Source organism: Plantactinospora sp. KLBMP9567, from assembly GCF_033446045.1.
Taxonomy (GTDB): Bacteria; Actinomycetota; Actinomycetes; order Mycobacteriales; family Micromonosporaceae; genus Plantactinospora.
The window spans coordinates 107,683-128,406 of sequence record NZ_JAWQRR010000011.1; the positions used below are offsets into that span (position 1 = coordinate 107,683).

General features: G+C 71.3%; 23 protein-coding genes. 1 reads left to right on the forward strand and 22 read right to left on the reverse strand.

Annotated features, from left to right (window positions below; all coding sequences use genetic code 11):
* Positions 1–225: 225 nt before the first annotated feature.
* The 13 genes from R6Y94_RS09250 to R6Y94_RS09310 all read right to left on the reverse strand — a co-directional run bounded on the left by R6Y94_RS09250 (position 226) and on the right by R6Y94_RS09310 (position 9,786).
* Complete coding sequence (locus R6Y94_RS09250) at positions 226–549, reverse strand: DUF2469 domain-containing protein (protein WP_007075222.1); 324 nt, start codon at positions 547–549, stop codon at positions 226–228.
* Entirely contained in the window at positions 546–1,358 is an 813-nt protein-coding gene (locus R6Y94_RS09255) for a ribonuclease HII (protein WP_318395377.1), read from the reverse strand. Before R6Y94_RS09255 ends, R6Y94_RS09250 begins: the two co-directional genes overlap by 4 nt.
* Positions 1,359–1,360: 2 nt before the next feature.
* Positions 1,361–1,819, reverse strand: coding sequence for an NUDIX hydrolase (locus R6Y94_RS09260; protein ID WP_318395378.1), 459 nt, complete (start codon positions 1,817–1,819; stop codon positions 1,361–1,363).
* Between the two features lie 64 nt (positions 1,820–1,883).
* On the reverse strand, positions 1,884–2,531 hold the full coding sequence (gene lepB / locus R6Y94_RS09265; protein ID WP_318395379.1) for a signal peptidase I: 648 nt from the start codon (positions 2,529–2,531) through the stop codon (positions 1,884–1,886).
* Positions 2,528–3,433 (reverse strand): signal peptidase I, encoded by a 906-nt coding sequence (lepB, locus tag R6Y94_RS09270; protein ID WP_318395380.1) that lies wholly within the window; start codon positions 3,431–3,433, stop codon positions 2,528–2,530. The genes lepB (R6Y94_RS09265) and lepB (R6Y94_RS09270) overlap by 4 nt, the downstream gene beginning before the upstream one ends.
* 197 nt (positions 3,434–3,630) lie before the next feature.
* Positions 3,631–3,987, reverse strand: coding sequence for a 50S ribosomal protein L19 (rplS, locus tag R6Y94_RS09275; protein WP_203858388.1), 357 nt, complete (start codon positions 3,985–3,987; stop codon positions 3,631–3,633).
* A gap of 141 nt (positions 3,988–4,128) precedes the next feature.
* Positions 4,129–4,905: a tRNA (guanosine(37)-N1)-methyltransferase TrmD gene (gene trmD, locus R6Y94_RS09280; protein WP_318395381.1), complete on the reverse strand. Its 777-nt coding sequence runs from the start codon at positions 4,903–4,905 to the stop codon at positions 4,129–4,131.
* A gap of 70 nt (positions 4,906–4,975) precedes the next feature.
* Positions 4,976–5,548: a ribosome maturation factor RimM gene (rimM, locus tag R6Y94_RS09285; RefSeq protein WP_318395382.1), complete on the reverse strand. Its 573-nt coding sequence runs from the start codon at positions 5,546–5,548 to the stop codon at positions 4,976–4,978.
* A gap of 13 nt (positions 5,549–5,561) precedes the next feature.
* Positions 5,562–5,822, reverse strand: coding sequence for an RNA-binding protein (locus tag R6Y94_RS09290; protein ID WP_199853371.1), 261 nt, complete (start codon positions 5,820–5,822; stop codon positions 5,562–5,564).
* Positions 5,797–6,276, reverse strand: a complete 480-nt coding sequence (gene rpsP / locus R6Y94_RS09295; RefSeq protein ID WP_318395383.1) for a 30S ribosomal protein S16 — start codon at positions 6,274–6,276, stop codon at positions 5,797–5,799. Before rpsP ends, R6Y94_RS09290 begins: the two co-directional genes overlap by 26 nt.
* Positions 6,277–6,617: 341 nt before the next feature.
* Positions 6,618–7,484: a carbohydrate ABC transporter permease gene (locus R6Y94_RS09300; RefSeq protein WP_318395476.1), complete on the reverse strand. Its 867-nt coding sequence runs from the start codon at positions 7,482–7,484 to the stop codon at positions 6,618–6,620.
* Positions 7,481–8,389 carry a sugar ABC transporter permease gene (locus R6Y94_RS09305; RefSeq protein ID WP_318395384.1) on the reverse strand — a complete coding sequence of 303 codons (909 nt, stop codon included), beginning with the start codon at positions 8,387–8,389 and terminating at the stop codon, positions 7,481–7,483. Before R6Y94_RS09305 ends, R6Y94_RS09300 begins: the two co-directional genes overlap by 4 nt.
* A complete protein-coding gene (locus R6Y94_RS09310) occupies positions 8,347–9,786 on the reverse strand; it encodes an ABC transporter substrate-binding protein (protein ID WP_318395385.1) in 1,440 nt (479 codons plus the stop codon). Before R6Y94_RS09310 ends, R6Y94_RS09305 begins: the two co-directional genes overlap by 43 nt.
* 139 nt (positions 9,787–9,925) lie before the next feature.
* On the opposite strand from R6Y94_RS09310, the gene R6Y94_RS09315 reads away from it, so the two are divergent.
* The gene (locus tag R6Y94_RS09315; protein ID WP_318395386.1) at positions 9,926–10,984 is read left to right on the forward strand and encodes a LacI family DNA-binding transcriptional regulator; all 1,059 of its coding nucleotides are present in this window, start codon (positions 9,926–9,928) and stop codon (positions 10,982–10,984) included.
* Between the two features lie 94 nt (positions 10,985–11,078).
* Here R6Y94_RS09315 and R6Y94_RS09320 read toward each other — a convergent pair whose 3' ends face one another.
* The 9 genes from R6Y94_RS09320 to R6Y94_RS09360 all read right to left on the reverse strand — a co-directional run bounded on the left by R6Y94_RS09320 (position 11,079) and on the right by R6Y94_RS09360 (position 20,659).
* On the reverse strand, positions 11,079–11,726 hold the full coding sequence (locus R6Y94_RS09320) for a DUF402 domain-containing protein (protein WP_318395387.1): 648 nt from the start codon (positions 11,724–11,726) through the stop codon (positions 11,079–11,081).
* 19 nt (positions 11,727–11,745) lie between these two features.
* Positions 11,746–13,152 carry a proline--tRNA ligase gene (gene proS, locus R6Y94_RS09325; protein WP_318395388.1) on the reverse strand — a complete coding sequence of 469 codons (1,407 nt, stop codon included), beginning with the start codon at positions 13,150–13,152 and terminating at the stop codon, positions 11,746–11,748.
* Between the two features lie 133 nt (positions 13,153–13,285).
* Positions 13,286–14,365: an amidohydrolase family protein gene (locus R6Y94_RS09330; RefSeq protein WP_318395389.1), complete on the reverse strand. Its 1,080-nt coding sequence runs from the start codon at positions 14,363–14,365 to the stop codon at positions 13,286–13,288.
* Positions 14,366–14,503: 138 nt separating this feature from the next.
* Complete coding sequence (locus R6Y94_RS09335) at positions 14,504–15,079, reverse strand: Uma2 family endonuclease (RefSeq protein WP_318395390.1); 576 nt, start codon at positions 15,077–15,079, stop codon at positions 14,504–14,506.
* Between the two features lie 87 nt (positions 15,080–15,166).
* Positions 15,167–16,708 carry a signal recognition particle protein gene (gene ffh, locus R6Y94_RS09340; RefSeq protein WP_318395391.1) on the reverse strand — a complete coding sequence of 514 codons (1,542 nt, stop codon included), beginning with the start codon at positions 16,706–16,708 and terminating at the stop codon, positions 15,167–15,169.
* A gap of 272 nt (positions 16,709–16,980) precedes the next feature.
* Positions 16,981–17,679, reverse strand: coding sequence for a response regulator transcription factor (locus R6Y94_RS09345; RefSeq protein WP_318395392.1), 699 nt, complete (start codon positions 17,677–17,679; stop codon positions 16,981–16,983).
* Positions 17,676–18,878: a sensor histidine kinase gene (locus tag R6Y94_RS09350; protein ID WP_318395393.1), complete on the reverse strand. Its 1,203-nt coding sequence runs from the start codon at positions 18,876–18,878 to the stop codon at positions 17,676–17,678. Before R6Y94_RS09350 ends, R6Y94_RS09345 begins: the two co-directional genes overlap by 4 nt.
* Positions 18,879–18,915: 37 nt before the next feature.
* Entirely contained in the window at positions 18,916–19,737 is an 822-nt protein-coding gene (locus R6Y94_RS09355; RefSeq protein ID WP_318395394.1) for an ABC transporter permease, read from the reverse strand.
* Positions 19,727–20,659, reverse strand: a complete 933-nt coding sequence (locus tag R6Y94_RS09360) for an ABC transporter ATP-binding protein (protein WP_318395395.1) — start codon at positions 20,657–20,659, stop codon at positions 19,727–19,729. The genes R6Y94_RS09355 and R6Y94_RS09360 overlap by 11 nt, the downstream gene beginning before the upstream one ends.
* Positions 20,660–20,724 lie beyond the last annotated feature (65 nt).

Here is a 20,724-nt window from a genome sequence, read left to right on the forward strand (position 1 = left end):
GGATCATCCGCCCGGACCGATCCGGCAACCGGCCGCCGCCGTCCACCGGCGTCTCCGGCTCACACAGGAGCCCCGGCCGACGAATCCGACTCTGGCAGAAGCCCGCCCGACGACTCCGGTTCGGGGAGAAGGGCCCGACCGATGCCGGGACGGCAGTTCGATCTTGATTGGCGGCAAACGCGGACGCTCAGCCGCCGGATCCCGGGGCGACCGGCATGTCGATGATCAACCGCCGAATCCAGAATCAGCGGGAAGGGAGATGTCCGGCTTTTCGAGTTCTTCGACGTTGACGTCCTTGAAGGTCATTACTCGGACATTTTTCACGAAACGCGCCGGCCTGTACATATCCCAGACCCAGGCGTCGTGCATTTCCACCTCGAAGTAGACCTCACCGTCGGAGTTACGGACGTGCAGGTCAACCTGGTTCGCCAGATAGAACCGCCGCTCCGTCTCCACGACGTAGGAGAACTGGCGAACGATGTCGCGGTACTCCCGATAGAGCTGCAGCTCCATCTCGGTCTCGTACTTCTCGAGATCTTCCGCGCTCATCCCACTCCGCCTTCCATGGCCACATCTTCCCCCACGAACGTTGACGGCCGAAGCCGCTCGCCCAACGCCACGCCGACGGTACTCCCTGCCCGGCCCCCGTGCGCCATCGACTCGATCCCAGCGAGGTGCGCCGGACGCCGGGACCGAGGCGGCCGGCCCACCCGTCCGGAGACGGTCGCGACATTGACGTACGAGAAGCGATGTTCCGGGCACGGGCCGTGACGCTCCAGGGCAGCGCTGTGCTCGGCGGTGATGTATCCCTTGTGCTCGGCGAAACCGTACCCGGGGTGCCGGTCGTCCAGCTCCACCATGATCCGGTCCCGGGTGACCTTGGCCAGCACGCTCGCCGCCGCCACGCAGGCGGCGACCTGGTCGCCCTTCCAGACGGCCAACCCCGGCACGCCCAGCCCGTCCACCCCGAAACCGTCGGTGAGCACATAGTCCGGAACCAGGGCGAGGGAGGCCAGTGCCCGGCGCATCGCCGCCAGGTTGCAGACGTGCAGCCCCCGGGCGTCCACCTCGACGGCCGGAATGACCACCACGGCGTACGCCAGGGCCCGCTCCACCACCTCTGCGTAGATCCGCTCCCGGGTGGCCGGGGTGAGCAGCTTCGAGTCGGCCAGCCCCTCGATCTCGCCACGCCGGCCGTCGGGCAGCACCGCCGCGGCGGCCACCAGCGGACCGGCACAGGCGCCCCGACCGGCCTCGTCGGCCCCGGCGACGTGCGGGAAGCCGCGTCGCCGCAGTGCCCGTTCCATGGCGTAGATGCCGCCCTCGCGGCGGATCACCGTACGGGGTGGGGTCAGCACCGCTACTCGCTCTCCAGCGCCCGACGCAGCAGCTCGGGCAGGTCGGTCGGATAGAACCGCTCCGTCGTCCGGTCCAGCTCGTCGATCGACCACCAGCGGTGGGTGTCGATCGTTTCCTGCTCGACCGCGTCGAACCCGGCCGTGTCCACCGCCCAGGCGGCGACCCGGACGAGGAAGAAGTGCTGTTCCTGGCGGTACCACTGGCCGCCGAAACTGAACTCGGTGATTTCCCGCCGGACCGGTCCGCCGAACTCGGCCGGGCGCAGCCGCAGCCCGGTCTCCTCGGCCAGCTCGCGGGCGGCGCCGGCCGCCGGCGTCTCGTCCGGGTCCAGGCCGCCGCCCGGGGTGAACCAGTAGCGGTGAACGGGTCGAGCCGGATCCCAGCCGTGGAACAGCAGCACCCGGCCGTCGGCATCGACCAGGAGCACCCGGGCGGCCTGGCGGGGGGTGAACACGGTCACCGGGTCAGCCTAGCCGCGCCGGCACCGGACCCGCCGCCGGCCGCCGGGCGGCGGGGGGGGGGGCTCAGCCCGGCGGGGCGGGGGTCGCGCCGTAGGAATCGGGTACGGAGAGCCAGGTGGCCCGGCCGACCGGCCAGAAGACGGTGAAGGCCCGCCCCACCACCGACTTCTCCGGAATCGTCGCCAACTCGATGTCCTTGCGGCTCTGCTGCCAGTGCTCCAGGGAGTCGCCGGAGGCGGAGCGGTGGTCACCCATCACCCAGAGCCGTCCGGGCGGCACGGTGATGTCGAACTCCTCGTCGGCTGCCGGGTCCCGCACCCCGTTCTCGGTGAAGATGTACGGCTCGTCCAGCGACTGCCCGTTGATCACCAGTCGGTCCTGCGGGTCGCAGCAGACCACCCGGTCCCCGCCGATCCCGATCACCCGCTTGATGAAGTCCTCACCCTTCGGGTTGCCGGTCCACTGGGTGGGTGCCTTGAAGACGATGATCTCGCCTCGGTGCGGCGACCGGAAGTCGTAGACCAGCTTGTTGACGAGCACCCGGTCGTAGATGTCGAGGGTGTGCTCCATCGACGGCGACGGGATGTAGAAGGTCTGCAGGACGAACGCCCGGACCAGTACCGCGACCAGGATGGCCACGCCCACCAGGATGGGCAGTTCCCGCCAGAACGAACTGCGGGGCTTGGACTTGTCGGTCTGCTCGTCAATCACGGGTGGAGCCTACGATGCCGAGTCCCACGGAAGCGCCGGGAACGCGCGGTAACGAGCAGAGAGCCCAAGATTGGCATCGCAATTGCTGTTTCTCCCGTGTTCGCGCTGTTTTGCGGACTGTTGGCGGGCGGTTCCGCCGGGGCGGACGCCGCGGCCGGTCTCGGCAGTTTGTCAAAGGTGTCCGGCACCGGCAGCGAACTCCAGTGGCCGAACGGCCAGACGACCACGAAGGCCCGGCCGATGACGTTCTCGATCGGCACCGGACCCTGGCAGCGCGCGTCCTGCGACACCAGCCGGTGGTCGCCCAGCACGAAGATCTGCCCCGCCGGGACCACCACCTCGTCGAACCGCCGCGACCGGCATTCCTGGCGGTTCGGCGGGACGTCCAGCGGGGAGTCCTCCAGCACGTACGGCTCGTCGATCGGGACGCCGTTGACGGTGACCCGGCCCTGGTCGTCACAGCACTTCACCTTGTCGCCGGGCAGCCCCACCACCCGCTTGATGAAGTCCTTCTCGCCGGGTCGGCTCACCCCCACCAGGTCCCCGATGGTGCGGCCCAGCTTGGCCACGAACCCCGGATCGGCCTCCTCGCGCACCTCGGGCGCCCAGGCGGCCGTACCCCGGAAGACCACGATCTCGCCGCGGGCCGGGTCGCGCACGTCGTAGACGATCTTGTTGACCAGGACCCGGTCGCCGATCAGCAGAGTGTCCTCCATGGACCCCGAGGGGATGAAGAACGCCTGGAGCAGGAACGTCCGGATCAGCACCGCGAGGCAGAACGCCACGATCAGCAGTAGCGGAAGCTCCTGCCACAGTGGCATCTGCTTACGGGTGCGTCGGGAGCGTCGGGGCCGACGACGCCACGGTTCGACATCGTCCTCGTCGTCCACCCTACGCACCACGCAACTCCCCGGTCCCGAGATACCGCGCCATCACCCACCGGCTGGGCGACGGGCACCGCGAGCGGAAGCGCGGGAGTGACGGGCGACCCCGGCGGTCGCCGGGGTCGCCGTGTCTCGCGTCTGCCCGTGCGGCCAGCGTAGTCGGCGTTGGCCGGGTCGGCACCCCGCGATCGGCGTCGGTGCGGTCAGCCGGGAGGTCAGCCGACCCGCTTCTCGCGCTTCTCCTTGATCTTGGCCTTCTTGCCACGCAGCTCACGGAGGTAGTAGAGCTTGGCCCGGCGTACGTCACCACGGACGACCACCTCGATCCGGTCGATACCCGGGCTGTTGATCGGGTACGTCCGCTCCACCCCGACCCCGAAGCTGATCTTGCGTACGGTGAAGGTCTCCCGCAGGCCCGCTCCATGGCGCCGGATGACGACACCCTCGAAGACCTGGACCCGGGAGCGGCTGCCCTCGATGACTCGGGCGTGCACCTTGACCGTGTCACCGGCCCGGAAGTCGGGCACGTCGGTCCGCTGCGACTGGGCGTCGAGGGCGTCCAGGGTGTTCATCGCTGCATCCTTGAAGACTCACGGCGCACCGGGCGTCGGCGCGCGGATGGGTGATTCTGATCTCCGCGACGGGGTCCGGCACGGCAACCTCGGCGGAGATCCTCGCAGCCGTCCGTGGCACGGGCGACTGCGGCAACCCCCCTACTTTGCCATATCGTCGGCCGGAGGCTGAAATCCGGCCCCGGCCAGGGCCGCGACGTCCCGTTTGTCCAACTGCTCCGCCGGCAACGCGGCGAGCATGTCGGGCCGGCGCCGGGCCGTCCGGACCAGTGCCTGGTCGCGCCGCCACCGGGCGATCCGGCCGTGGTCACCCGAGCGCAGGATCTCCGGTACGTCCTGCCCGCGCCAGCTCGGCGGCTTGGTGTAGACCGGCGCCTCCAGCAGCCCGTGCGCGTGCGACTCCTCGGCGAGCGAGTCGGCGTTGCCGAGCACCCCGGGCAGCAGGCGGGTCACCGCCTCCATGACCACCAGAACCGCGACCTCGCCACCGAAGAGCACGTAGTCGCCGAGCGAGACCTCGGTCACCGGCATCCGGGTGGCCGCGTGGTCGAGGACCCGCTGGTCGATCCCCTCGTACCGGCCGCAGGCGAAGACGAGGTGGGACTCGGCGGCCAGCTCGTGCGCCATCACCTGACTGAACCGCATCCCCGCCGGGGTGGGCACCACCAGGCGAGTGCCGGACTCCCGGCCAGGCGGCACCAGGGCGTCCAACGCTTCTCCCCACGGCTCTGGCCGCATCACCATGCCGGGACCGCCGCCGTACGGGGTGTCGTCGACCGTACGGTGCACGTCGTGCGTCCAGGTCCGTAGGTCGTGCACGGCGACGTCGAGTACGCCGGCCGCCCGGGCCCGCCCGATCAGCGAGAGCCCCAGCGGGGTGAGGTACTCGGGAAAGATCGACACCACGTCGACGCGCATGTGCGGAGGGCCCCCTCGACGGCTCCCGGTCAGCGGGGCCTGGTCAGACGACGACAGACGCGAACCTGACTCACAGGTCCAGCAGGCCGGGCGGGGCGTCCACCACCACCCGGCCGGCGGCCAGGTCCACCTCCGGCACGATCGCCTTGACGAACGGGATCAGCGCGGTACGCCCCTCCGGGCGGCGCAGCACCAGCAGGTCGGCGGCGGGGGCGTGGTCGATCCGGGCCACCTCGCCGAGCGCCTCACCCGCCGGGGTGACCACGGCGAGACCGACCAACTGGTGGTCGTTGAACTCGTCGGGGTCGGCCGGCGGCGGCAGCTCCGCGCTGTCCACCCAGAGCAGGGTGTCACGGAGCGCCTCGGCGACGTCGCGGTCGTAGACGCCGTCGAAGGTGACCAGCAGCTTGCCCTGGTGCCACCGGGTGGCCTCGATGGTGAGCCGTTCGGGTACCCGGACCAGCTCGCCGTGCCCGGTGACCGGGGGCGGCGCCGCCGGGCCGGTGCCGGATGCCGCCGCCGGGTCGGTGCGCAACACCGTCCCGACGGCGAACCGTGCCTCGGGATCGTCGGTCCGCACCTCCACGGTCACCTCACCGCGGATGCCGTGCGGACGGCCGATCCGGCCGACGATCAGGAGCATCGGGATCCGCGGATCAGTACGAGTCGACGATGTCGACGCGTACGCCACGGCCGCCGATCGACCCGATCACCTGGCGCAGCGCCTTCGCGGTACGGCCGGAGCGACCGATCACCGTACCCAGGTCCTCGGGGTGTACCCGCACCTCCAGGCGCTTGCCACGCCGGGAGTCGACCATTCGGACCCGTACGTCGTCCGGGTGGTCGACGATGCCCTTGACCAGGTGTTCGAGCGCCGGCCGGAGCGCCACGTCAGGCCTGCTCGCCGGAGTCCGCACCGGCCTGCTCCTCGATCTTGGGTGCCTCGGCGGGCGCTTCGGCCGGGGCCTCGGCGGGCGCCGCCTTGGCCGCCTTGGCCGCCTTCTTCGCCGGCTTGGCCGACTCGGTCAGCCCGGCCGCGGCCTTCGCCTCGGCCTCGTAGGCCGCCGTGCGGTCGGCCCGCTCCGGCGCCACCAGCAGCGGCGGCGGGGCCGGCAGGCCCTTGAACTTCTGCCAGTCGCCGGTCTTCTCCAGCAGGCGCTGGACGGCCTCGCTCGGCTGGGCGCCGACAGAGAGCCAGTACTGCACCCGCTCCGACTTGACCTCGATCACCGAAGGGTGCTCCTTCGGCTGGTAGATCCCGACGAACTCGATCGCCCGACCGTCGCGCTTGGTGCGCGAGTCGGCGACGACAATGCGGTACTGCGGGTTGCGGATCTTACCCATCCGCAGGAGCCGGATCTTTACGGCCACAGTGTGTTCGCTCCTGTTGCGATTCTCACCGTCCCGGACACGGGCGGTGCGCGGGTGAGAGCCGACCGGCACAGTGGGGTTTGAGCCGGGGACTGCTCGATGGACTGGCGACACGCCCGGGTTAGAGGGCGCCGGACGCGTGCCGGATACCAGCGACCCATTGTGCCAGACCCGGCCCGGGAACCTCACACCGGTCGGCGAACTCGCCGGCGGGGCGCGCTCCGGGCGATCATGGCTGGTGGCCGCTTCGCTCGCCGGGGGCGCGCCCCGCCGTCCCGACCACCCCGTCCGGGCCTCGATCAGGCCGCGCCTCCCCCTTCCCGCGCCCGTACCGCTGCGGCTCAGCCCTTGACCGCGCCCTGTAGGCCACCGACGATCTGCTTTTCGGCGAATGTGAAGAAAAGCAGTGCCGGCAGCATCGCCAGCGAGGTGAAGGAGAGAATTCCCGCCGTGTCGGAGGTGTACTGGCTCGAGAAGTTCTGCACGCCCAGTGGCAGGGTGTGCAGATTGACGTCGCCGAGGACGAGTAGCGGCAGGAGGAACGCGTTCCAGCTCGCCACGAACGCGAGGATCCCGACCGTGACGAGCGCGGGCCGCGACAGCGGCAGCACGATCAGCCAGAGGAACCCGAGCCGGCCCGTGCCGTCGATCGCGGCGGCGTCCTCCAGCTCGCGCGGGATGGCGGCGAGAAAAGGACGCAAGATCACGATCGTGAGCGGCAACGCGAAGGCGACCTGCGGGAGGATCACCGCGTAGTACGAGTTGATCAGGTTGAGGTCGCGCAGCATGAGGTAGAGCGGCAGGATCGCCGCCCCGGCCGGGAAGAGCAGGCCGAGCGTGAAGAAGGTGTAGAGCGCCTCGCGGCCCCGGAAGGTGTACCGGGCGAGCACGTACGCGGCGCAGACACCGAGCACCACGACACCGAGGGTCGTACCCAGGGCGATCACCGCACTGTTGAACGCCTGACCCCAGAAGTCACTCTGGGTCAGTACCCGGACGTAGTTGTCGAAGACCCACGGGTCGGGCAGCCCGGCCGGGTCCGCCACGATCTGCGGGGTGGTGCGGAAACCGCCGACGATCACGTAGACGACCGGGGCGATCGACACAGCCGCGACCGCGAGCGCCAGCGCATAGGTGAGCGGGCTACCCCAGGACACCGGGCGGCGCTTGGACGGTGGGGGCAGGACAGCGTTCGCGGCCACGGTCAGTTCGCCCTTCTGGTGATGGCACCCTGGATGTCGCGGCGGAGGAAGAAGCGCTGGAACAGCAGCGCCGCGACGAAGGAGATGACGAAGAGGATCACGGCCACCGCGTTGCCGTAGCCCCACAGCCGGGCGAAGAAGCCGTTGTCCACCATGTACGTCGCCATGGTGGCCGACGCGCCGAGCGATCGCACCGACGGTACCGAGGTCACCCAGATCACGTCGAAGACCTGCAACGAACCGATCATCGACAGGAACATCCAGATCCGGATCGTCGGGCCGAGCAGTGGGAGCGTGATGTGGCGCTGGATCTGCCACCAGCTCGCGCCGTCGATCGAGGCGGCCTCGGTCAGCTCGTGCGGCACGTTCGACAGGCCGGCGAGCAGGAGGATGATGGCGAAGCCGACGTACTTCCAGGTGAGGACGGCCAGCAGCGTCCAGATGACGACGTCGAGGTCGGCGAGCCACGCCTGGACCAGGCTGCCCAGTCCCAGCGACCGCAGCAGCGCGTCGGCCGTCCCGCCGTCAGTCAGGATCAGCTTCCACATGATGCCGACGGTGACCTCGGCGAGCACGTAGGGCACGAAGACCAGCAGGCGGAACACGGTGCGTCCACGGAAGCGCCGGTTGAGCAGCAGCGCCACGGCGAGCGCGATGGGGCCCTGGATCACCAGCGACCCGACCACGATGATGGCGTTGTTGCGCAGCGCGTCGAGGAAGATCGGGTCCTGGAAGGCGAGGACGTAGTTGTCGAAGCCGACGAACTCGGTGGGCGGCCCGACCCCGCGCCAGCGGAAGAGGCTGTAGTAGACCGCGAAGCCCATCGGCACCAGCACGAACATCACGTAGACGACGACCGCCGGTGTCGTCAGCCCGATGATCTCGTACCACTTACGGCGTTTTTCGGCCACGCGGGAGGACGACCGCCTCCGGGCGGGCCGGACGCCCGCCGGCGGGGGCGGCGCCGCCCCCGCGGGGGTGAGGGGTTGGTTGGTGGGGGGCACGTGCGTGCGGGCGCCTTCATGGCGTCGACGACCTGCTGCGGGCTGCCGCTGCCGGCGAAGATGGCGACGATCGCGTCGTTCATCGCGTTGCCGACGGTGCTGCCGAAGGCCGTGTCCAACCAGAGCTGCACGTAGGTCGCTCCGGACGTGGCCTCCAGGATGGACTTCAGGGCGGGGTCCGCGACACCGCTCTCCGCACCCTTGGCGACGGGCAGGCCGGTGCCGGTCTCGGCGTAGCCCTTCTGCACCTCGGGGCTCACGATGTACTTGAGGAACTCGACGCACTCCGCCGGGGCGTTCTTGGCGCAGGCGAACCCGTCACCACCGCCGAGGGCCGCCTTCGGGTCACCGGCCGAACCGGAGATCGCCGGCACGGGGAACCAGCCGAGGAACTTGGCCAGCGCCGCCTTGTCCTCCGCGACGGTCTCCAGGGTGCCCTTGTTCCAGTCACCCATCAGCTCCATCGCGGCCTTGCCGTTGGCGAGCATCCCGTTCGCGCTGGTCGGGTCGTTCTGGCCCGGGGTGGCGATGAAGTTGGGCTGGAACGGGTTGGTGCCGATGAAGGTCTTCAGGTCCTCGCCGGCCTTCACGAAGCACGGGTCGTCGAAGACCGCCTCGGTGGAGGCCTTCTTCAGGGTGTCGACCGAGCAGGCACGCAGCGCGAAGTTGTACCACCAGTGCGCGGCGGGCCACTTGTCACCGGCACCGAGGGCGATCGGGACGACGTTGATCGCCTTGAGCTTGGTGACCGCGTCGTTGAGCTCGTCGAACGTGGTCGGCACGGCGGCGATGCCGGCCCGGTCGAACATGTCCTTGTTGTACCAGATGCCCTCGATGCCCATCCGGTACGGCAGGCCGTACTGCTTGCCTTCCACCGCCCAGATCTCGGCGGCGCTGCCGATGTTGGCCACCTCCGCCTTCACCTGCTCGGTGATGTCCTTGAGGTAGTCGGCCTCCACCTGCTCGCGCATCTCGCCGCCGCCCCACGCCTGGAAGATGTCCGGCGGGTCGGTGGTCAGGAGCGCAGCAGGGAGCCGGGTGCGCTGGAGCTGGTTGGTCTCGATCGCCTCGATCTGGATCGTGACGGTCGGGTGGAGCGCGGAGAAGTCCTTGGCGACCTTCTCCCAGTAAGTCTTGCCTGGCCCGTCCTGCGAAGCGTTGTGCCACCAGGTCAGGGTCACCGGGTTCTTGTAGAGCTCTTCCTCAGCGGGCGCTTCGTCGCCGCCGCCGCTACATCCGGCAGCAAGGAGTGCGCTGGTCGTAAGCAGCGCCAGGACGGTGCCCGCGCGGCCTTTCATCGCCATCGAATGTCTCCTCGACTATCAGTCGCGGTACTCACCTGAACGGCGAGTTTTACAGCCGCGTAACTCGGTGTCAACCGTTGTCGATAACGGTTTCGACTCCCCTGTCACGGGGCGCTGGCAGCCCTCTATCATCGTCGGCGTGGCGTTTCCGCAGCGTGTCAAGATGTCGGACGTGGCCCGTACGGCCGGCGTCTCCGTCGCGACGGTATCCAAGGTGGTAAATGGCAGGTACGGCGTGGCGCAGGCGACGGTGGAACGCGTCCAGCAGGTCATCCACCAACTCGGGTACGAGGCCAGCCTAGGGGCACAGAGCCTGCGCAGTCACCGCACGAACGTGCTGGGAATCCTGGTCGCGGAGTTCGAGCCGTTCTCGACCGAGCTGCTCAAGGGGGCGTCCAGGGAGGTCGTCGGGACCGGCTACCAGCTGCTGGCCTACTCCGGCGGCGACGGTGCCAGCGCGGCCATCGGCTGGGAGCGGCGGTCACTGGCCCGGCTCTCCGGAACGCTCATCGACGGGGCCGTGATCGTCACGCCGACCGTGGTCGAGACCAACCAGGGCTTCCACGTCGTCGCCGTCGACCCGCACACCGGCCCGTCCGGCCTGCCCACCGTCGACTCCGACAACTTCGCCGGCGCCGTACTCGCGACCAACTACCTGCTGTCACTCGGCCACCGCCGCATCGGGCACATCAGCGGACGCTCCGACCTCGAGTCGGCACGCCTGCGCGAGGCCGGGTTCCGCAAGGCGATGGCCGACGCCGACGTCCCGGTGGACGAGCGACTGGTACGGGTCGGCGGGTTCCGGACCGAGAGCGCCGCCGGTACGGCCGCGGAGCTGCTCGCCCTCCCCGACCGGCCGACCGCGGTCTTCGCCGGAAACGACCTCTCCGCGATCTCCACCCTCGACGTCGCCCGGAGCATGGGCCTGCGGGTACCCGACGACCTCTCCGTGATCGGCTTCGACAACGTACCGGAGTCGGCGCTGGTCAACCCGCCGCTGACGACGATCATGCAACCGCTGCAACGGATGGGCGCCGAGGCGTTGCGCCTGCTCATCGACCTGATCGGCGGCGTCGAACGGGACACGCACATCCGGCTCCCCACCGAGCTGGTCATCCGGGCGTCCTGCCGGCCCTACGCCCCTGCCCGCGAGCCGAGCCTGCCGCTCTCCGCCCGCGCCACGCCGGCGGCTGGCTGAACTCACCGCGCCGGTCACGGCCTTCCGGTCTCCAGCGAACGGACCTCCGGTCTCCACCGCACGGGTGGGCGGTTCAGCGCACGTGGTGGGTGGTTCAGCGCACGGGTGGGCGGTCCCAGCCGGGCGGCAGGTCCGGCGCGGTCCAGGCCGGATCGGGGACGAAGTCGCACCAGGTGCCGTCGAACGGGAACTGCGCCGCCTCGGCGATCTTGATTACCCGCTCTCCCTCGGCGCGTACCGCCGCCGGGTCCGGGACCCAGTAGTGCTCCGGGACGGCGAGCCGCTCGGCGAACTCCCCCTCGTCCTTCCACTCCCAGGTGTGGTCCGGCCAGACCACCACGTCGAGATCCTGGTCCACCACGTCCACGCCGGCCAGCTCGCCGTCGTCCCAGCGGACGCCGTGCTCCTCCAGGTTGACGTACCAGTTGGCAAACCGGTCCGCCGCGTCCCGGAAGAACCAGACCGAGTGGACCGCGCCGGCCGGCAGGAACTTCAGTACCGGCGGTCCGGCCCAGAGGGCGACCCGCAACCGGTAGGTCGAGGCGGCCACCCACTCGGTGAACGGCATCGCCCGCATCCCGCGACCGTCCGCCGTGACCTCGCTGGCCACCTGGGTGCCCCGGGCGACCCAGAGCAACAGGCCACGGTCGTCATCACTGACCACCCGGGCCGGGCGGACCCAGCCGATCCGGCCCCGCCGCACGTTGCGGTGCACGACGACGCGGCCCGGTGGGAAGCGCATCCCGGTCACATCCGGCCGGTCAGTAGGAGCGGGCGAGGATGGCGGTCAGATCCGGCTCGTCCTCCGAATCCGGCACCGAGCCGTCGGCCCGGCGCAGGCAGCGGACGGTCACACCCTGAGCGTTCGCCTCCGCCTCCCCCTCGGCACCGACGGCCGACCACGGCACCCGGGCCCAGCCGGTGCCGGCCGCCTCGATCGCCTCGGCCAGCGAATCCACCGCGACGGTGTGCGACTCGCGCCGGGCCAGAGCCTCGTCGTAGAGCGCCTTCTGGTCGGCGTCGAGCGCGGCGAGGACCCCGGCGACCACGTCCGGCACCGGGACCGGGGTCTTGGCGCCGGTGGTCCGGCGGACCAGCACCGCATTGCCGGCGGCCAGGTCGCGGGGACCGAGCTCGATGCGTACCGGATAGCCCTTGAGCTCGGCGTCGACGGCCCGGCGGCCGAACGGGGTGTCCACCCGGTCGTCGAGGGCGACCCGGACCCCGGCGTCGCGCAGCGCGTCGCAGAGCTTCGCGGCGGCCTCGGCGACCCCGTCGCCGGCCTTCACCACCATCACGTACGCCTGCACGGGCGCCAGCCTCGGCGGCACCCGCAGCCCGTTGTCGTCGCCATGGCACATGATCAGCCCGCCGAGCATCCGGGTCGAGCTGCCCCAGGAGGTGGTCCAGGCGTGCTCGACGCTGCGCTCGGCAGAGGTGTAGGTGATGTCGAAGGCGCGGGCGAAGTTCTGCCCCAGCTCGTGCGAGGTGCCCATCTGGAGCGCCTTGCCGTCACCCATCATGCCTTCGAGGGTGTAGGTGTGGGTGGCACCGGCGAACCGCTCCCGGGCGGTCTTCAGCCCGGTCAGCACCGGGATGCCGAGCACCCCGACCATGAAATCCTCGTAGACCTCGTGCAGGATCTTCCGGGCGTACGCCCGCGCGTCGGCCTCGTCGGCGTGCGCGGTGTGCCCCTCCTGCCAGAGGAACTCGGTGGTCCGCAGGAAAACCCGGGGCCGCAGCTCCCAGCGCACCACGTTCGCCCACTGGTTGAGCAGCAGCGGCAGGTCGCGGTAGGAGTCGACCCACTTCGCCATGAACTCGCCGATCACCGTCTCGCTGGTCGGCCGGACCACGACCGGCTCGGCGAGCTGCTTGCCGCCACCGTGGGTGACCACCGCCAGCTCGGGCGAGAAGCCCTCGACGTGCTGCGCCTCCCGGCGCAGGTAGCTCTCCGGAATGAAGAGCGGGAAGTACGCGTTCTCCGCGCCGGCGAGCTTGATCCGGGCGTCCATCTCGGCCTGCATGCGCTCCCAGATGGCGTAGCCGGCCGGTCGGATGACCATGGTCCCCCGCACCGGGCCGTTGTCGGCGAGCTGTGCCTTGGCGATCAGGTCCTGGTACCAGCGGGGGAAGTCCTCCGCACGGGGAGTGAGCACGCGTGCCATGAGGGCACATCCTATGCGTCGGCCCGGGGCCCGACGCGCCCGGCCCGCTGCCGCCGACCGTCAGCCCGTCACCTGCGCCGGTCGCCGTGAGCCGGCGCACGGTGCCAGCGGACCGACCCGGCCAGGCGCAGAGTCAGCGCAGCACCCGGCCGCGCAGCACGACGCGCTCGGGTGCGCGTACCACCCGCAGGTCGGTCCGGGGGTCGGTGGGGTACACCACCAGGTCGGCGAGGCCACCCTCGACCAGGCCGGGGAAGCCGAGCCAGTCCCGGGCCCGCCAGGAGGCGGCGGCCAGCACGTCGACGGTGGACATCCCGGCCTGCTCGTGCAGCAGCAGCATCTCCTCGGCGGCCAGCCCGTGGTCGATCCCGCCGCCCGCGTCGGTGCCGACGTAGATCGGTACCCCGGCCTCGTACGCCGCGCCGACCACCGCCGGGAAGTTGTCCCGGAGCGCGAGCATGTGCTTGGCGTACCCGGGGAACTTCGCGGCGGCCCGCTCGGCGATCTCGCCGAAGGTGGCGATGTTGATCATCGTCGGCACCAGCGCGGTGCCGCGCCGGGCCATCTCGTCGACGAGGTCGAGGCTGACCCCGGTGCCGTGCTCGACCGAGTCGACCCCGGCCCGGACCATCACCTCGACCGCCGCCTCGGAGAAGGTGTGCACCGCGGCGCGGGCGCCGGCCGCGTGCGCGGCGGCCACCGCGGCGGCCACGGTCTCCGGCTCCCAGGACGGCGCCAGGTCGCCGACGTTCCGGTCGATCCAGTCCCCGACCAGCTTGACCCAGCCGTTGCCGGCCCGGGCCTGCTCGGTCACCGCCGCCGGCACGTCGGCGGGCTCGACCTCCACCGCGATGTCCCGCAGATACCGCTTCGGCGGCGCGATGTGCCGCCCGGCGCGGGCCAGTCGCGGCAGGTCCGGCTCGTCCTCCAACTCCGGGTACGGGAACGGCGAACCGGCGTCCCGGATCGCCAACACCCCGGCGTCCCGGTCGATCCGGGCCAGCTCGCGGGCCTGGTCGAGCGAGGTGATCGGCACCGAGCCGGGAGCGATCCCCGGATGGCAGTGCGCGTCGACCAGACCGGGCAGCACGAAGCCGCGATCGGCCACCGTGACCGCCCCGGGGACCGGGGTGAAGGTGACCCGGTCGCCGACCAGCCACAGGTCGCGGACCTCGTCGTCCGGGAGCACGACCCCTCGTACGTGCAGCGCCATGCGCACATTCCTACCCGATCGGGCCGGGGCGACCCGCCGCACCCCGGCCCGCCCCGCCGCAGATCACGCCCCGGCCACCCGTGGCACCGCCCTCGCCGCGCGACGCGACCCGACGTCACACCTCGACGCGATCCGACGTCACACCTCGACGCGGCCGCGCAGGCCGGCCCAGCGGGTGGTCAGGGCCGGCAGGTCGACGGTCACCTTCCAGGGACGCTCGGTGGAGTAGACGTCGTCGGTGTGTACGGCCGGCTCGTACTCCCCGGTCGGCCCGAGCACGAACTCGGTGAGCGTCATCCGCTCGTGCAGCGGGTCGACCACCCAGTAGGTCGGCACCCCGGCGCGGGCGTAGACCCGGGCCTTGTCGTACATGTCCTGGAAGGTGGAGTCGGGCGAGATCACCCCGACCGCGAGGACGGCGTCCTGCACCGGGACCGGGCTGCGGGTGACGTGCTCGGGTCGCAGCGCCACCACGTCGGGCCGGGGCTCGTTGCGCCGGTCGACCAGCATCGACAGGTCGATGCTGACCACGTACTCCGGCGGGCAGTTCGCCCGCAGTGCGAGCAGGATTTCGACACAGAGGTCCTGGTGCAGGTGGGGGGACGGCACGATCAACCTTCCGTTGATCAGCTCGTACGGAAGGTCCTTCGGCAGCTCGCCGAGGTCGTCAACCGTCCACTCCTGCCGCTCCGACAGCATCGGCGCCGCGGTCATGACCACTCCTTCCCGGCGCGGCCGTTACCCTACGCGGTCAGGCTATCGCCCGCTGTCCCGGACGACGGACACCCTGTCCGTCCCCGGTCACTTCTCGTTCGGGCGCTTGCCGAGCTTGTTGAAGTCGAGCTTCGGCGGCTTGAAGCCGGGCGGCAGGCCCTGGCCGCCCTGGAGTGCGTTCGGGTCCAGCCCCGGCGGCAACTGCGGCATGCCGCCCGGGAAGCCGCCGGCCGGACCGCCGACCCGGGGCCGGCCGCCGCCCTTGGTGCCCTTGCGCTTGTTCTTCGGCGACTTGGTCGCCTTGCGTCGCCCACCGGGCAGGCCCATCATGCCGCCCATCTGCTTCATCATCTTCTGCGCCTCGGCGAAGCGGTTGAGCAGCTGGTTGACGTCCATCACGGTGACACCGGAGCCGTTCGCGATCCGGGCTCGCCGCGAGCCGTTGATGACCTTCGGGTTGGTCCGCTCACCCGGGGTCATCGACCGGATGATCGCGGTGACCTTGTCGAAGTGCTTGTCGTCCACCTCGGCCAACTGGTCCTTCATCTGCCCCATCCCGGGCATCATGGCCAGGACGTTGGCGATCGGACCCATCCGGCGTACCGCGATGAGCTGGTCGAGGAAGTCCTCCAGGGTGAACTGCTCGCCGCCCATCAGCTTGGCGGTCATCTTCTCTTTCTGATCGGCGTCGAAGGCCTGCTCGGCCTGCTCGATCAGCGTGAGCACGTCACCCATGCCGAGGATCCGGCTGGCCATCCGGTCCGGGTGGAAGACGTCGAAGTCGGTCAGCTTCTCGCCGGTGGAGGCGAAGAGGATCGGCTGGCCGGTGACCTGCCGTACGGAGAGCGCGGCACCACCGCGCGCGTCACCGTCGAGCTTCGAGAGCACCACGCCGGTGATCCCGACGCCGTCCCGGAACGCCTCGGCGGTGCGTACCGCGTCCTGACCGACCATCGCGTCGATCACGAAGATGACCTCGTCCGGGTCGACCGCGTCCCGGATCGCGGCGGCCTGCGCCATCATCTCGGCGTCGATACCGAGCCGGCCGGCGGTGTCCACGATGACGATGTCCCGGGCGGCCCGCCGGGCGTGCTCGATCGACGCCTTGGCGACCTGTACCGGGTCGCCGACCCCGTTGCCCGGCTCCGGCGCGAAGACCTCGACCCCGGCCCTGCCGCCGAGCACCTGCAACTGGTTGACCGCGTTCGGCCGCTGGAGGTCGGCGGCGACCAGCAGCGGCTGGTGCCCCTGCCCCTTCAGCCAGCCGGCCAGCTTGCCGGCCAGGGTCGTCTTACCCGAGCCCTGGAGGCCGGCGAGCATGATCACCGTCGGGGGCTGCTTGGCGAACTGCAACCGGCGCCCCTCGCCGCCGAGCACGGCGACGAGTTCCTCGTGGACGATCTTGATTACCTGCTGGGCCGGGTTGAGCGCCTGGGACACCTCCGCGCCCCGGGCCCGCTCCTTCACGCTGGCGATGAAGGACTTGACCACGGGCAGGGCGACGTCCGCCTCCAGCAGCGCCAGCCGGATCTCCCGGGCGGTGGCGTCGATGTCGGCGTCGGTGAGGCGACCCTTGCCACGCAGCTTGGTGAAGATCCCGGACAGGCGGTCACTCAAAGTGTCAAACACGGCGCAGCATCCCGTTTGTCGTATTTACCCGAGCATGGCATGGCCGAGGCACGGGTGCCCGGCCACCGCAAGGGTAGCCGCCCACCTCCCCCGCCGCCTCCGCCCCGCCCCAGCCGGGCTAGGCCGGGCGGTGGTGGCGGCTGGTGGTGGTGGCGGTGGTGGCGGCGGTGGCGGTGGTGGCGGTGGCGGTGGCGGTGGTGGGCGCACAGGCGGGGCAGCTCGACAGTCTCGCGGCCAACCTACCCCGCCCGGCCGGGCAGCGGGGCGGACCGTCAGGGCTCGACCAGGCCGGACTGGTAGGCGTACACCACCAACTGGGCCCGGTCCCGGGCGCCCAGCTTGACCATGGCCCGGCTGACGTGGGTACGCGCCGTCGCCGGGCTGACCAGTAGCCGGCTGCCGATCTCGTCGTTGCTCAGCCCCTCGCCGACCAGCCCGAGCACCTGCCGCTCCCGCTCGGTCAGCGTGTCCAACCGGGGGTGCGGCCGGAGCACCCGGGACGGCCGGGTGGCGAACTCCCGCACCACCCGCCGGGTCACCGACGGCGAGAGCAGCGCCTCGCCGCTGGCGACCAGCCGGATCGCCCGGAGCAACTCGACCGGCTTGGTGTCCTTGGTCAGGAAGCCGCTGGCGCCGTGCCGGAGCGCCTCGAAGACGTACGAGTCAAGTTCGAAGGTGGTCAGCACCACCACCCGGGTACCGGCCAGCTCCGGGTCGGCGACGATCCGCCGGGTCGCCTCGATGCCGTCGATTCCGGGCATCCGGACGTCCATCAGCACCACGTCGGGGCGTTCCCGCCGGGCCACCGCCAGCGCGCCCAGCCCGTCGGCCGCCTCTCCGACCACCCGCAGGTCGGCCTCGCTCTCCACCAGGGCGCGCAGTCCCAGCCGCACCAGGTCCTGGTCGTCCGCGATCAACACCCCGATCGGCGTGCTCCGCCCGGTCGCCATCCCGCTCTCCTCCTCGGTCATCTCCGCTCCCCCGTGATGCGGCGTGCCTGCGCGGGCAGCCGTGCGAAGACCCGGAACCCGCCCCCGGGGCGCGGTCCGACCTCCAGGACGCCACCGAGCGCGTCGATCCGCTCCCGCATCCCGGTCAGCCCGTGGCCGTCCCCCGGCCCCGCCACCGCCGACCCGCCGTGTCCGGTGTCGACCACCTCGACCGTCACCTCCGGCGGCAGGTACCCGATCCGGACGGTCGCGGCGGCGGCGCCGGCGTGCCGCAGCACGTTGGTCAACGACTCCTGCACCACCCGGTACGCGGCCAGGTCCACCGCCACCGGCAACGGCCGGCGCTCCCCGGTGATCTCCAGGGTGACCGTCAGCCCGGTCTGGCGCAGCCGGGCGGCCAGCGCCGCCACCTGGTCCAGCCCGGACACCGGAGCGCGGTCGACGGCGGCGTCCCGGCGGACGACCGAGAGGGTGACCCGCAACTCGTCCAGCGCCTCCCGGCTGGTCCGGCTGATCGCGGTCAGCGCCGTCTCGGCCTGCTCCGGGCGCTTCGCCAGCAGGTGTAGGGCGATCTCGGCCTGCATGTTGATCGCGGCGAGCCCGTGGCCGACCACGTCGTGCACCTCCTGGGCGATCCGCAGCCGCTCGTCGTCGGCCAGCCGGCGGGCCTGCTCGATCCGGTCCCGGGCGGCGGCGTCCCGGTTGTTCCGCACCGTGACCCCGACCGCGAACGGTACGACGACCCACGCCGAACCGGGCAGCAGGCCGGTCAGCCCCACCGGTTCACGCAGGGACACGAAGACGTGCACCAGCAGCACCCCCAGGGCGGGGGCACAGCCGAGCACCGCCCGCCGGATCGGCAGGTGCCGGGCAACCGTGTAGACCGCGACGGAGAACGAGATCAGGATCGGCCCCGGCGGATACCCGACCACCAGGTACGCCGAGGTGGCCACGATGCAGAGCGCCAACGTGACCAGCGGCCAGCGCCGGCGTACGACCAGCGCCAGCCCCGCCGTCGCCACCAGTGCGTACGCCGCATCGTCGACCGGCGCGGCGTCCGGGAAGTTCTGCGCCGCGCCGGTCGTGCCGAAGTAGCCGAAGACCAGCAGCACGAGCGCGAGCGCGGCGTCGGCCAGCAGGCTGCCCCACCGCCTGTCGGCCGGTCGCACCCCGCCGTCCGCTTCCCGCCCCTGCATCGCCATCTGTGCCGAGGATGTCATGCCGGTTCCCCTCCCAGCAGGCCCCGCCGGTACGGCTTCAGAGGATGTCCCGGCGGTGCAGGTACGCCCCGGCCAGCAGGACGAAACCGAGCAGGTACCCGGCGAGGACGACCGCCGCCTGGCCACCGCCGACGACCGCACCGACCCCCGGGGCGTCGGCCGAGGCGCCGAGCGCCGCCGCCAGCGCCCCGGCGTTCGGTCCGGGCAGCCCCTTCTGGAGTTCCGCCACCCAGTCCAGGATCGGCGCGGCGACGGCGGCCAGCAGGTTCTGCACGGCGAGCAGCCAGACCAGGCCGAGCCCGATCGGCAGCGCCACCCCGCGCAACAGCACCGCCAGCAGTACGCCGAACCCGGCCCAGACCATGCTGATCAGCCAGCCGCCGCCGATCCCGACCGCCAGGTCGCCGACGGCCGGCCAGTGCACCGGCTGCGACTCCGCCACCGCGATCAGCAGGCTGGTCAGCGCGCCGACCCCGAAGAGGGTCAGCACCAGCGCCAGGGTGGCGGCGGCCAGCACCAGCAGCTTGCCCAGATAGACCGACAGCCGGGAGGGCCCCTGGGTGAGCAGGGTCTTCCAGGTGCCCCAGGCGTATTCGGCGCCGACGGTGAGTACCGCCAGGATCAGACAGATGGCGCCGACGAAGACCGGCAGTCCGCCGATCGAGTTGCCGACCAGCCGCGCCGGCAGCAGCGCGTCGAGCGCCCGGTCGCTGAGCACCCCGGCGGAACCGTCGGCGTAGGCGGCGTACGGGACGAAATAGGTGAAGACCAGGCTGAGTACGGCCGCGACGGCAAGCAGCAGCCACGTGCCCGGTCGACGGACCATCTTGATCGCTTCCGCTCGGCAGCTAGCCCACATGGTCGGCCCCTCCGGTCAGTTCGAAGAACACCTGCTCCAGGTCGCGTTCCAGCGGCCGGAGTTCGCGTACCGCCACTCCGGCGCCGACCAGCTCGGTGTTGAGCCAGGCGGCCCGGTCCGGGTCGACGGACAGGTCCAACCCGCCGTCGACCACCCGTACCCGGTCGGGGCCGAGCAGTGCCCGTACCCGCTCCTCGGCGCCGCCCAGCGGCTCGGCCAGTACCCGCAGCCCGGCGGCGCCGCGCAGCTCCGCGACCGTGCTCTCGGCGACCAGCCGGCCCCGGGAGACCACCCCGACCCGGTCGCAGACCTGCTGCACCTCGCCGAGCAGGTGGCTGGAGAGCAGTACGGTGCAGCCCGCCTCCGCCAGCCGGCGGACCAGGGCCCGCATGTCGGCCATCCCGGCCGGGTCGAGCCCGTTGGTCGGCTCGTCCAGGATCAGCAGCCGGGGATCCTTCAGCAGGGCGGCGGCGACACCGAGCCGCTGCTTCATCCCGAGCGAGTAGCCGGCGTACCGGTCGCCGGCCCGGTCGGCGAGGTCGACCAGCTCCAGCACGGTCCGGATCCGGATCGGCGGGATGCCGGTGAGCCGGGCCAGCACCCGCAGGTTGTCCCAGCCGGAGAGGTAGGGATAGCAGGCCGGCCCCTCGATCAGCGCGCCGACCCGGTCCAGTTGGCCGGGGGCGCCTGGCGGCCGGCCGAACAGCCGGACGGTCCCGGCGGTGGGCCGGACGAGGCCGAGCAGCATCCGCAGGGTACTGGTCTTGCCGGCGCCGTTCGGGCCGAGGAACCCGTACACCTCGCCGCTGCGTACGGTGAGGTCGAGCGAGTCGACGGCGACGAGGTCGCCGTACCGCTTGGTCAGGCCGCGGGTCTGCACCGGGTGCGGCGGCCCGGCGGGGCCGGATGGCATTTCCGTCATGCCCTCGACGATCCCGCCCGGCGGGCCCGGCGGCGTCGCCCGGCGAGCGACCTCCCGACTACGCC

Excerpts from the sequence above, each read along its gene's own strand:
- R6Y94_RS09355 (WP_318395394.1), bottom strand. The coding sequence starts at position 19,737 with ATGTGGGCTAGCTGCCGAGCGGAAGCGATCAAGATGGTCCGTCGACCG.
- R6Y94_RS09330 (WP_318395389.1), bottom strand. The coding sequence starts at position 14,365 with ATGGCGCTGCACGTACGAGGGGTCGTGCTCCCGGACGACGAGGTCCGC.
- R6Y94_RS09335 (WP_318395390.1), bottom strand. The coding sequence starts at position 15,079 with ATGACCGCGGCGCCGATGCTGTCGGAGCGGCAGGAGTGGACGGTTGAC.
- R6Y94_RS09250 (WP_007075222.1), bottom strand. The coding sequence starts at position 549 with ATGAGCGCGGAAGATCTCGAGAAGTACGAGACCGAGATGGAGCTGCAG.
- R6Y94_RS09345 (WP_318395392.1), bottom strand. The coding sequence starts at position 17,679 with ATGACCGAGGAGGAGAGCGGGATGGCGACCGGGCGGAGCACGCCGATC.
- proS (WP_318395388.1), bottom strand. The coding sequence starts at position 13,152 with ATGGCACGCGTGCTCACTCCCCGTGCGGAGGACTTCCCCCGCTGGTAC.
- R6Y94_RS09310 (WP_318395385.1), bottom strand. The coding sequence starts at position 9,786 with ATGGCGATGAAAGGCCGCGCGGGCACCGTCCTGGCGCTGCTTACGACC.
- R6Y94_RS09350 (WP_318395393.1), bottom strand. The coding sequence starts at position 18,878 with ATGACATCCTCGGCACAGATGGCGATGCAGGGGCGGGAAGCGGACGGC.
- rplS (WP_203858388.1), bottom strand. The coding sequence starts at position 3,987 with ATGAACACCCTGGACGCCCTCGACGCCCAGTCGCAGCGGACCGACGTG.
- R6Y94_RS09320 (WP_318395387.1), bottom strand. The coding sequence starts at position 11,726 with ATGCGCTTCCCACCGGGCCGCGTCGTCGTGCACCGCAACGTGCGGCGG.
- trmD (WP_318395381.1), bottom strand. The coding sequence starts at position 4,905 with ATGCGCGTCGACGTGGTGTCGATCTTTCCCGAGTACCTCACCCCGCTG.
- R6Y94_RS09360 (WP_318395395.1), bottom strand. The coding sequence starts at position 20,659 with ATGACGGAAATGCCATCCGGCCCCGCCGGGCCGCCGCACCCGGTGCAG.
- rimM (WP_318395382.1), bottom strand. The coding sequence starts at position 5,548 with ATGCTCCTGATCGTCGGCCGGATCGGCCGTCCGCACGGCATCCGCGGT.